Source organism: Pseudogracilibacillus amylolyticus (SeqCode), from assembly GCF_051918545.1.
In the GTDB taxonomy this organism is placed as follows: domain Bacteria; phylum Bacillota; class Bacilli; order Bacillales; family Amphibacillaceae; genus Pseudogracilibacillus.
The window spans coordinates 18321-30062 of sequence record NZ_JBPPZG010000023.1 but is presented as its reverse complement, the minus strand read 5'-3'; the positions used below and the strand labels follow the sequence as shown (position 1 = coordinate 30062).

11 protein-coding genes and 1 pseudogene are annotated in these 11742 nt (G+C 34.4%); 9 read left to right on the top strand and 3 right to left on the bottom strand.

All coding sequences use genetic code 11. From position 1 onward, the window contains the following. Positions 1 to 5: 5 nt before the first annotated feature. The 4 genes from ytzI (at position 6) to ACPYKA_RS04530 (ending at position 2937) form a co-directional block, all read left to right on the top strand. The gene (gene ytzI / locus ACPYKA_RS04545) at positions 6 to 128 is read left to right on the top strand and encodes a YtzI protein (RefSeq protein ID WP_479541197.1); all 123 of its coding nucleotides are present in this window, start codon (positions 6 to 8) and stop codon (positions 126 to 128) included. 835 nt (positions 129 to 963) lie between these two features. Next, positions 964 to 1485, top strand: coding sequence for a hypothetical protein (locus ACPYKA_RS04540; RefSeq protein ID WP_479541192.1), 522 nt, complete (start codon positions 964 to 966; stop codon positions 1483 to 1485). 862 nt (positions 1486 to 2347) lie between these two features. Continuing rightward, on the top strand, positions 2348 to 2557 hold the full coding sequence (locus ACPYKA_RS04535) for a hypothetical protein (RefSeq protein WP_479541191.1): 210 nt from the start codon (positions 2348 to 2350) through the stop codon (positions 2555 to 2557). Between the two features lie 134 nt (positions 2558 to 2691). Beyond that, positions 2692 to 2937: a hypothetical protein gene (locus tag ACPYKA_RS04530; protein WP_479541190.1), complete on the top strand. Its 246-nt coding sequence runs from the start codon at positions 2692 to 2694 to the stop codon at positions 2935 to 2937. A gap of 38 nt (positions 2938 to 2975) precedes the next feature. Here the strand turns inward: ACPYKA_RS04530 and ACPYKA_RS04525 are convergent, their stop codons facing one another. The 3 genes from ACPYKA_RS04525 to ACPYKA_RS04515 all read right to left on the bottom strand — a co-directional run bounded on the left by ACPYKA_RS04525 (position 2976) and on the right by ACPYKA_RS04515 (position 7433). Beyond that, positions 2976 to 4319: a D-arabinono-1,4-lactone oxidase gene (locus ACPYKA_RS04525; protein ID WP_479541189.1), complete on the bottom strand. Its 1344-nt coding sequence runs from the start codon at positions 4317 to 4319 to the stop codon at positions 2976 to 2978. After that, positions 4307 to 5491, bottom strand: coding sequence for an amino acid deaminase/aldolase (locus tag ACPYKA_RS04520; RefSeq protein WP_479541188.1), 1185 nt, complete (start codon positions 5489 to 5491; stop codon positions 4307 to 4309). The genes ACPYKA_RS04525 and ACPYKA_RS04520 overlap by 13 nt, the downstream gene beginning before the upstream one ends. A 406-nt stretch (positions 5492 to 5897) precedes the next feature. Then, the gene (locus ACPYKA_RS04515; RefSeq protein ID WP_479541187.1) at positions 5898 to 7433 is read right to left on the bottom strand and encodes a BCCT family transporter; all 1536 of its coding nucleotides are present in this window, start codon (positions 7431 to 7433) and stop codon (positions 5898 to 5900) included. A 684-nt stretch (positions 7434 to 8117) separates the two neighbouring features. Between ACPYKA_RS04515 and ACPYKA_RS04510 the strand changes: the two genes are divergently transcribed. From ACPYKA_RS04510 to ACPYKA_RS04490, 5 genes and pseudogenes are all read left to right on the top strand, one after another. Then, positions 8118 to 8870: a MerR family transcriptional regulator gene (locus ACPYKA_RS04510; RefSeq protein WP_479541186.1), complete on the top strand. Its 753-nt coding sequence runs from the start codon at positions 8118 to 8120 to the stop codon at positions 8868 to 8870. Between the two features lie 88 nt (positions 8871 to 8958). Continuing rightward, complete coding sequence (locus ACPYKA_RS04505; protein WP_479541185.1) at positions 8959 to 9603, top strand: hypothetical protein; 645 nt, start codon at positions 8959 to 8961, stop codon at positions 9601 to 9603. A 533-nt stretch (positions 9604 to 10136) separates the two neighbouring features. Continuing rightward, entirely contained in the window at positions 10137 to 10445 is a 309-nt protein-coding gene (locus tag ACPYKA_RS04500; RefSeq protein ID WP_479541184.1) for a hypothetical protein, read from the top strand. Positions 10446 to 10519: 74 nt separating this feature from the next. Next, positions 10520 to 10830, top strand: a pseudogene (locus tag ACPYKA_RS04495) (hypothetical protein). 57 nt (positions 10831 to 10887) lie between these two features. Continuing rightward, positions 10888 to 11676 carry an MFS transporter gene (locus tag ACPYKA_RS04490; RefSeq protein ID WP_479541183.1) on the top strand — a complete coding sequence of 263 codons (789 nt, stop codon included), beginning with the start codon at positions 10888 to 10890 and terminating at the stop codon, positions 11674 to 11676. Positions 11677 to 11742: the final 66 nt, after the last annotated feature.

The following is an 11742-nucleotide window of genomic DNA, read 5'->3' as shown; positions in this document are numbered from 1 at the left end:
TAACTGTGGTTACTTTGTTGTTGACATTAGTAACGATTTCCCAAGGATATGGGTTCAAGCATACAATTGATCCTTTAAAAGAGGGAGATCAGGTGCGTGAATATACCGATAATGGAGATAGAAATTAGAGTTAATTTATTTATTTATGTTATTCCTCAATCTTGAGCGGTAGCAGCAGAAGAAAAATAGGTAAAAGTTAAAATTAAGGAGCTGGATTTCAGCTATTTTTGTTTAAAGAGGGTGAACGCCCTCTTGTTTTCATTTTACAAATTTTGCCCACTTTTAATGGGATAAGTTTATAAGGCTTTTTTTGATACTAAATTTCCCTTAAATATCTTTGAAATATATACATAGTTTAGGACACAAATAAAATGGATAGAAAAGCAGGGTCGAATAATACTCCACATACCTTTTGACTTAGAGAATAGATTAAACCATAAGCATTGAAAACTAAGTGGTATCTCTTCCACCCCAGCATTTTGCAAGTCATCCTACACGCAAAAAATATATACAAGGGTAAACATTAGCTATGAATAATTGGCTTGTTGAATGGCCTCTTCAATACGTCCAATAGAATTTAATAGGTAATTTTTAAATAGTTTTTTAATATAAGAAGTATATATATGAACAGTCCAGTAAAAATATAGGGTAATAAAATCATTAAATATGCATTAACAATCGGGATGTTTTCTTCGGATTCCTACTTTAAATTTTTTTGCAGCCACAGAACGGATACCTTCGAAACTTTTTCATTTTGTATGGTCACTTGGGGAAACTGTAGGCGGTAATTTTTCTCCTGTGTACTGAAGGAAGGTCGTCATAAATAAACGATATTAACAAAATATCAGAAACTTCGATTTGAGAAGTCGAATTATAAACCAAAACTTACAAACTTGTTAAAAGTCAATCCTTAGAATGGTAAGGCACAATGTATTTAAAATCTCTTAGGAGTGTGAAAATATAATGAATTTTGAAAAATTATATAAAAGTTTTAAAAAGCAAAAGTTAAGAACAACAAGCAAAGTATTCGTAGAAAATTTATTAATGAAAAAATTTTGTGCTATTGAAATCCCTTTATTTAGTATTCATCCTGAGGATTATAAAAATGATGATGAGATTGATGAAGATAAGATATATAAGCTTTTCACTATAACTAATCCTGAAATACTAAACCAAGTGGTTAATAAAGAAGAACAACTAATAAATTCAAGTAACAGAATAGATAACATGGTTTATAATATTAAGGACGAAGAAATAACTTATAATACATTAATAGATGAACATAACAAAGGATACAGAATATCTGTTGTATTAGAATCAAATGATAACTTAAATGTAAGTAATTTTAAAGTTTATGGATTATCTGAATATCTAAATACTTATCTTATTGCATTAATAGGTTTAAATAATATGGAAATTGGGGATTTAGATGATGATAAATTCAAATATTATTTAGAGTGTTTGGCAATACATAATTTTATTTGATCTGGGATTGCAGTATTTGTAGTTATAAGCATGAACCATAAATATAAGCAAGGCACCTTGGGTAAGAAAACAAAAGATCTCAAATTTTTTAATTAGTTTAATACTACTTGGAAAGATGACTGGTTGTATTGTTGCTGTACTTCTTAGCATGTTTTTCCAGTTTCCCTTACTATCAACAATTAGTTGGGGGTCTGGAATAGGGTTATTATTTGGATATTTTTGCTTATAAAATTTACAACAAAAAGGTGTTAATACATTGAGGGCATTTTTTACTGTTTTTTCAATTATTTGTTTCTCACTTTCATTCTTTATGATTATGTATCTCTTTCAAGATTGGAAAATTGCTTTCGTTGAATATTTTTACAGAATAAGTATGTTTGCACCAATCTTTATAAATGTTTTTGGTATTATAAGTGCTTGTTTAAGCGTAAAAGGATCTACTCGAAAAACATTAGTTTTTTTACACTTTTTGATGATAATTTATTTTGGGGTTTTTTGTTTTATTGCTTTATTTGGGTTTCAAGAACCTTAAGAAAAAACAGTTGTCACAATAAATTATATTCTTTCTGTTATGTATAGCTCTGTGGTTAACTAGTCGGAATATGGTTTCGTTGTTGCAATTTATTAACTAATCACCTGGTTAGCGATTTGATAGGGACTTGATTATTTCCCTGATATACCTAAAAGCTTAACTGTAATAATTACTATAATTTGTATGATCATTATTGTTTCATCATTATTTGCATTGGTTTTTGCACTTTCTTTTGGATATAATTCATAAAATAAACATTAAGCTTTCAGCACAATTATAGAACGATGGTTCATAAAAGACGAATAGAGGTAAAGCAAGGGGGGAACGGCTGTGAGTAATAAATCTATCATTGCTTATATATTGATTGCAGTATCATTGTTAATTACAGCTTTTATAATTATTAATCCAAGCATACTAATCCCAGGTGGCTATGATTTAGCTATTGATGGATATGTTATATCAAGAACATTAATGATTATATTTGGATTGTATTCGTTACTTAAAATAGGTTTGTTTTTGGCAAAACAAAAAAGCAATTGATTTTCTTAACTAGATTGAGTTGCGATTCGCAATAGGCGCTAATATTGAATAATTTGAGGTTTATCTGCACTTAGTCATCTATATTTGATAATGCTATTTATTCTTATTAATAATAAAGATAAGGTGGGTGCAAAATGAAATGGAAAGAGGCTCGTGAACTATATCCTAATCAGTTTCTTTTAGTTTCAATTTTAAATTATCATTATGAAGGTGATAAGAAGATAGTCGATGAAGTCGCCCCAGTACGTCCAATTAAGGATGAAAACGCAAATAAGGAATTTTTCAGTGCAAAAGAGGGAATGATGGTTTATCATACAAATAATGAAAAGTTTGTTATCCATATGCGTAAAGATCCTTTGATGAAAGTGAGAAGGATTTAATGAATCTGTTTTATGATATTTTATCAAATTATAGAAAGCTACTTACTGGCCGGAATTTTGCAATACTCCTCCTCATAAAATAATCCTTTCAAATAACGATTTAGCAGTATGTCCTCAGGATCCATCTGTTTTCTAAGTTCTAGGAAATCGTTGAATTTTGGATACATCTCTTGAAGGCCTTGTGCGGTTAGTGTATGCATTTTCCCCCAGTGTGGCCGGCCATCATAATGGAGGAACACTTCTTCAATCGCGGCGAAATATGATTCGTACTCCATTCCTTTATACATATGAATGGCGATATAGGCGGAATCTCGTTGATAAGAAGGGCTTAGCCATAGATTATCTGCTTGAACGTATCGGCATTCAATCGGGAAGTGAACTTTAAATTTATTTTTACGGATCACATAATCAATGTCTTGCAGAACGGTCGCCATCTTGTCGGCAGGAACACTGTATTCCATTTCATTGAATTTTACCAGTCGTGGAGTAGCGTACATGTCAAAGCTATTACCTATTGCTTTTCCAGTCGGAACTCCTAGGGCAATGACCTTACTAATGAATTTGCTCATTTTTGGCTGGTTTTTACTCAATTCGGACAATGCCCAAAGTGCACCGTTTTCAAGGATCATGTTATTGAAGGTGCTATTTCCTTTTAGTTTTGTAACGTCTTTATCTCCCGGTGAATTTAATGTTTTAATTTGATAAGTGCTCGTGTACGGAAACCAAAAAAACTCGAAATGACGATTGGTGGTTGTTAAGGTATGTAAGTTTGGCAATATTTCATCCGTTGAAGCACGGCGGCTTTCGCTAACCAGTTGATGAGAGTCGATGACTTGGATTTCCACTTTGACGATAATTCCAAGCATACCAAGAGATAGGCGGGCAGCGTCAAACAAATGGTTGTTTTCATTTTCGGATACAGTCAATATTTGTCCGTCTGCCGTGACGATGGTTAATTCGGTGATTTGTGTTGATAGACTACCGTAGTTTATTCCTGATCCATGCGTCCCCGTACTAATCGATCCAGCGATTGTTTGTGAGTTGATATCTCCAAGGTTCTCCATTGCATATCCTTGTTCGTGTAAAAGAAGTCCGAGATCTTTTAGTGTCGTTCCAGCCCAGACTGTAACTCGTTTTTTCTTGCGGTTGATTTGATCGATCCCTTTTAAATTATCCAAAGACAGAAGTACCCCTTCTGTGGCTGCAATAGGGACGAACGAATGGCCAGCTCCGATGACGCGGATTTTTTTCCCTTCACGTCGGCATGAGTTGACAATATTTTGAATGTCTTCAATGCATTTTGGATAAAGAATATTTTGTGGCTCATTTAAGAAAGATTCTGACCAGTTTTTCCATTTCTTTTTCTTCTTTAAAGGAAACATTGATAATCACCTCGATATGTTTTGTAAGTGTCTATAATTTTTCCGTCTTTTATTAAATGAATATGATGAAAATGCTCGCATAATTCCCCTGCTTTACTGTGACGAAGAAAAATTGGATCACCGTGTTTTAGCGGGATGTCTCCATCATAATAAATGGGAGTCTGGACTTCACCCGCGCCTTCGTTAGCGGTGAGGCACGCTCCTTCTGGCAGGTATATGTGAGGCATTCGGTCTTTGCCCATTGCCCCGGAGGCAATGTAGCCACCGCCGGCACAGGTATATATATGTTTTTTCGGTATCCGGGTGATCTCAATTGCATAGGCAAGTGCTGGTAGATTGGAATAATCTCTATAAAAATCAAACAGGCGGGAGTTGAAAAATCCGGAACCGACTGTGATTTCTGTGACATTCTCTTTCGTTGTCTGGTGCAAGCTCCCAGTACCTCCACCATTGATAAAGCGGAGATCGATTTGTTTTTCGTGAATGATGTCAATGATCTCCTGGCGTTTTTTCTTTAAAGCTTTTGATGAGTGGTTTTTGAGGAAGCGTACGACCATGTTTTTCATTCGCTGTTTTGGGTTATTGTCGGTTACGCCTGCAATTTGAGCTTCGTAACCCATGATGCCATCAAGTTTCATGTAGGGTGAGTCTTCAATCCGATTGATGAGGGCAACAGCATGGGAAACTGTTTTTACAGGTGATCGATGGACGCCAAAATGTAAACCGGGATATTCGCTCGAGAGATCGATATCTAGGCAGACGAGGAACTGATGATTGTTTTCTGCAGCAACCATCTCAAGATGCTCGATATGTTCAATGGAATCAACCATCACGGTTATGGTCTGTTTGTTCATGACTCGACTTGCAATTGCTTTTAAATACTTGGTGTTCCAGACAGGATAAGCTATAAGCAAATCGTCCAAGCCATTGTCGTTTAAATAGATTGCTTCATCAGCTGCATAGCACATGATTCCTTGAAATGTTGATGAAGCGTTAAGGATTTCTTTGAGTACCGGCACACTGCGGATCGATTTACTAGCGATGCGGATGTTTTTATTGTTGCTTGCGCTTAGAATATTTCGTATATTGGTACGAAACATATCGTTATCTAAAAATAGACAAGGCTTTGGAATATTTTTTAAAGCATTTTTATAATATGTATACGCTCTCATTGGGCGCGTCACCTCTCAGAGAAAATTCTCATTATTCATATTTTATCATGGAAGTTGGGTGAGGTGTGGAATTTTTTTGAATTTTCTTTTTGGGTTGACAATTATTAGAAGTGGTGTGTTAATGTATCGAGAGGAAACGATTTGTTTTTTCCGCATATGCGAAATCGGAATGGTCGGAAATTCGTTACTTGATGAAGATTCAATGCTGGAAATTAACATTATCAGTAGGGTTGTTAGCTTTGGTACATGTTGAAGGTTAAGTAAAAATCCGTAATCGGTTGAAAGACCAACGATAATAGCGGAAAAAATATTCAAACCATAAGATTTACAACTGCCCACATTATAAGTTGTAAAAAAACCAGCATTTCCTTCTTGGGTGGAAGAAAATACTGGTTTGATTTTTCCTTTAAACTGATTTGTTTTCCTGAGTTGCATACATATCTTTACAAGCTCTTGGTGCGGTCCAAAAGGTTGTTAATAGCAATAAGACTACAGGGACAGCAGTGACAACGATAAATGATTGTAACGCATTAACACTACCTTCACCAATAGAAACTAATACGATAGCAACTAACCCCATTACTAATGCATAAAATGCTCTTAACCACCGAGGAGGGTTTCCATCTCCAGATATTGCCATGGAAATTGTCAGTGACATTGAATCTGTCGTAGTTAATACGAAAATAATCGTGGCAAATAAAAACAAGAACCCGAATATTGTCCCAAATGGTAACTGCTCTGTAATTGCCATCATTGCTGCTGGGGGTCCGGCCTCATCTAATGCCACTGAAACAGAACCGGGTAGCTTTAATTCTTGGAAAATACCTGTCCCGCCTACGACAGTAAACCAAAAAGTTGTCACAACAGGAGCGATGACTGCGACTGCCAGGACGAGTTCCCGGATTGTCCGTCCTCTTGATATCCGGCTTGCAAACACGGCCATCATCGGACCATAGCCAATAAACCATGCAAAGAAAAATACTGTCCATAATCCAAGCCATGCTTCATCCCCACGATATGTGTTGAAAGAAATAAAATGATTTAAATACAAACCAAAAGCTTCAAAGTAATTATTAAAGATAAATAACCCCGGCCCTAGCAATAAGACACCTATGATTAATCCGATTGCTAAGATGACATTGAAACTGCTTAACCATTGAATTCCTTTATGAACGCCTGTAACAGCGGAAATTGCTGCACCGATTACTAATAAAATAATAATCGTGATATGGACGCTAAGCGTATTAGGTATACCTGTTAAAGTACTTAAGCCATATCCTGCTTGTAATCCTAAGAAACCTATTGGTCCAATAGTTCCAGCAGCAACAGCAATAATGGAGAAGGAATCAACAATTGTTCCGAATATGCTGTTTTTCATTATTTTTTCTCCAAATATAGGATATAGTAATGCCCTTGGTTTAAGGGGCATGCCTTTATGGTAATGGGCGTACATTAATACAATAGTTCCTAAAGTTCCTAGAATTGCCCATGAGAGGAAACCCCAATCCACGAAACTAATTGCTAGTGCTGGAGCGACTGCCTCTGGTGTTGCCTTGGTAATTCCCGAAAAATGCGGTGGTACGGATATAAAGTGACTTAATGGCTCTGCAGCCGCCCAAAATACCCCTCCACCTGCTAACAATGTACACATAATAATTGCAATCCATTTGAATGTGCTTAGTTCTGGTTGATCGAGGTTACCTAAGCGTATTTTTCCATATTTTGAAAACGCTAAAACGATCGCAATTATAAATGTTCCTAATAAAACAACTTGATAAATGAGGCCAAAATAAGTCGCTGATAATCCAAATAAATATTCGACTGTGTCTGCAACAAAGTCGGCATTGATAAGTGCAATGAATACAAATAGTAGTAAGGCACTACCACTTAAAATAAATGATGCGAAATCTAACGAGACTTTCTTTCCCTTCGAACTTTCCATTCCGATATTCCTCCAATAATTTTGACTTACTACGCTGCTACTATTTTTTAACTTATTATCTCCATCTAGACTGATAATTTTTGATTATCCTTACAGGAGGAAACCTTGTTAAAAATAAATAATGGAATGAAGCTTTTAACATCATTGCTTCATTCCACAATTTTCAATCCTAAAGCATTTTAGTACGTTTGTAAAATAATTAAACTTAAATGTATATTCGTCTACGTTAATTTGCTACATAAAAGAAGTTATGTTAAGACGATTTTCTAGAAGGATGGATATAGTAAAGAATCAGTGAAGGTGTATAGCACGTGTATATTTTCAGAATGCATTAAAAGGAAATTATTTTGCAAAGATAACTAGTGAGATCGCTGAAAATGCAGCGCGAATTGGAAAACATTGAAAAATAGTTTCTTATGGATATACATTAAAATTGACGAAAGAAGAAATGAACAAATTAAGCACTGCAAAACGGCAGAAGGAAATGAATGTCTTTATTTGGAGGCGAAAAAAGAATAGTCATTAGGTAAAAAAAGATTTACTGGCACTATCTCATAGGGATCTCGTTCCATGCGAGATTTTTTTGAGTAATAGGGGAAGAAAATGAGAAAATTAAAAAACACCTTGAAAGTGACGTAACGTAATCTTGTATAATCTAGTTAACAAGTATGTTGGAGGTGAGAAATGATGATTTCAATAAAAGAAGTTACGAAACAGACTGGAATTTCTGTTAGAACGCTGCGTTATTATGATGAAATTAATTTGTTACCTCCTGCTGGAAAGACGGAAGGAGGACATCGATTATACGGGGAAAAAGAATTAAAAAAATTACAGGAGATTCAGTTTTTAAAAACATTAGGTTTTAATTTAAAGGAAATAAATGACATGTTGTCTGATGAAAACTGGGATTGGGCACAAGGATTAGAGAGTCAGTTAAATTACATAATGAAAGAAAAAGAAAAAATTTTAGAAATAGAAAGTACGTTAAAAGGATTGAAAAATGGCTTAACAATAGATGGGAAAATTGACTTAGTCTATTTAAATAAGTTAATTCAATTATATAAACAAGATACTGAAAAGAGAAAATTGTACAGGGAGCAATACTTTCATGCACAAGAAAGTGAATTACTTGATCTCCTTCCAAACATGAATCGAAATGATCCAGATACATTAGAATGGATCGCTTTGATCGGCCAATTAAAGCAACATATGGATAAAGGTTCTGGTGCACCCGAAATACAACGTATCATACGTCGGATTCATGAAAAAACAATTGAAACATTTGGGGATAATGAAAGTTTTTTTGATAAGGTATGGGAAGTTCGCAAATCTCCGGAAAAATCACAGAAAGTTGGTTTTTATCCAATTGAACAAGATTTGCTTGATTTTTTTGAAAGAGCTTGGGAAATTTTTATTGAAAATAGTGAACAGGAATAGTGATAAGAGGGATGACTTCGATTACACTATCTTCTCTTTAATAAAAGTTAATAGATAAATGAGTTGAATGGAAAGGAAAGGGGTAATCATGCAATTATTATTGGATAATCATTGGGCGATTTTTATTACATTAGAAGTCAGTTCCTTACTATTTTTGTTTCTGTTTGTAGTCGTCCGTTATCTTTTTACAAACATTCGCGTCAGTTATGCTTTTTTAGGATTATTCATTGCGGCAATAATATTAGAGGCTCTCCTTGCTTTTGTTGTTTATAAACATACAGGAGAATTTACAACTTTTCAGATCGTAATCGTTATTTTTATTGTGTATGCTGGAACATTCGGAATTAGTGATTTTATGAAAATGGATCGTTACGTAAAAGATAAAATTGGAAAGTGGAAAGGAATCGATCTCTTAACCGAGAAAGAGAGACAGATTATGGCTCACTTAAAAGACCCTAAAGTAATCGCAAAAAATGCTCGGTTATGGTTTTATCTACATACTATTGTGTTTGCAATTGCTATCGTAATGTTTTGGCAATATTACGGAAATGAGCAGTATTCTTTTTATTACTTTTTAACAAACTTAGACTGGTATAAGGATGAATTAATCGAACCACAACCATTTACAAATGAATTGATAACAAATATTGTACAAATTTGGTTGTTAATCTATCTAATCGATACGATTGTTAATTGGTCGTACACAATTTTTCCAAGTGAGAAGAAAGATTAATAGTGAAACTCTGCTATATATTAGAAGAGATTATGCAGTAGTAGAGAACTTGAAGGAAGAATTTTAGTAATTATTTGCAAATCTAAAAAAAGGGGAAAATTTTATTAATAAGGAAGCTGGAAGAAATATGTATCTGACCGATCGCTACAGTAGAGAAAGAAAATTGGCTTGAACTTACGTATAAATAACAAAATTTTTGTAATGCAAAAGTGGATATTACTAGTATAGATAAAATTATCTGTCATATAAACTGGTATGGCAGGTAGACAAATGTTATTATCGATTTAATAGAGCTAGCTTTCCATTATTTTTCTAAATATATTTTACTAGGAAGTAAGTAAACGTGTTAAAAACAGGGTATTTCAACAGTTTTTGCAGTATTATAATGGCTTCCAAACAATAAAACATTTGGCAATTCCTATAATGGTGTAAATAACTTTTATTGGGGTCGGAGAATTTGCTGGAAACTTAGGATCGGTTAGTCGGAATCAAGTGATTTTCATGCTGTGGGAATGGAAAGAGGATGATTACTAGTGGATGAAATAAATAGAAGTGAAAACCGTGTTATCTATTGCCCATTATGCGGCCACAAGTCGAAAAAAAAGTATATCCATGAAGATGAATTCGGCTGTGGAGGAGAGTGGATTTGTGAGGCGTGCAATATGCATGTCGAAGCATTTTATTTACCGGATGATGAAGAGTATGATCAATTGCTGGGTGAGAAAAAAGCAAGAATGGAAGACTATGAGCAAAGAAATGATAGAGGGATAGGCTGTGTTGTCCCATTTATTTTACTAGTGGCTATCGTCTTTTTCATTGTGTATATCATCTTTATGAGTTAAAACGGAACAGGCAGAATACATAAAAATGATTTTTTTAACATCGTTTTTAATGGTCAGAAGAGGGGATGACTTTGATGGTAAGTAAATCAGTAAATGAGCAGAAACACGGCATAATCAGCTATCTTGCACTTTTTATTGGGATCGTTTGTTTTTTTATCGTTTTTATAACGCCAACACGAATTGCAAATATCGGCAATCTGTATGGCGACTATATTACATTTGTGCTTACTGCGGTTGGTATCGCACTTTCTATCGTAGGGATTGTAAGAAAACGGAGAAGAATGTACTGCCGATCATCGCTTTAATTCTTTCATCATCTTTCTTTATTTATTGGGTCATTATCATTTTTATGCTGTTTTCGGGATTGATTGAATTTGGTCCGTAAGCTTTTTAAAGCTGGCGGTGTGATATTCCTAATGTCTCAATAAAGGGAGGCTTGTTTATGATAAAAAACCTGCAGGGCTGGAAACATCCTACATTATTGTTGACATCGATTGGAATTTCAAATATAGGAGATTTTATCTACTTAGTAGCGATAAATATAAACGTTTATCAGCTTACTGGTTCTGCAGCAGCAGTTGCGGGACTTTGGATCATCGCTCCACTAACGAATATTGTAACGAAGCTCTGGACAGGTAGTTTTATTGATTATCGAAGCAAGCGAAGTGTAATGATGGTAACGTACTTAATTAGAGCCGTGTTCATCAGTATGATTCCACTCGCACCAAACATGGTGGTAATCTATGGGATTCTTGTAGTTTTAAGTGTGGCAAATGCCTTTTTTAATCCTTCATCAATGACATATGTTACAATTATCGTTCCGAAAGAAAAAAGAAAGCGCTTCAACTCAATCCGGTCGTTTACAAGTTCTGGAGCATTTATTATTGGACCTGCCGTTGGTGGTTCACTTATATTATTAACATCAATTGAAACAACATTATGGCTTAATGCAATGTTTTTTGTGACCTCAGCAATTTTATTATTATTTCTTCCTGAAAAAGAAAGCATTGATAAAGAGACCATTCCTAAATTGACAATTTCTCAAGTAATTCGTGACTTTACGGTTGTTCGTGAGTTCATGAACAACAATAAATATGTATCGTTTATTTATCTTGGTTTTATTATGATCATGATTTTTTCTTTTGCCATGGATACACAAGAGGTTGTTTTTACGCAAAAAGTAATCGGCCTATCTGAACTTGATTACAGTTTGTTAATTAGGGTCTACTGAACATCTGATTTTTAGAAACAACAACTTTTTAACTGTTGGATGGGAAATTATTTTCTTCTGAAAATG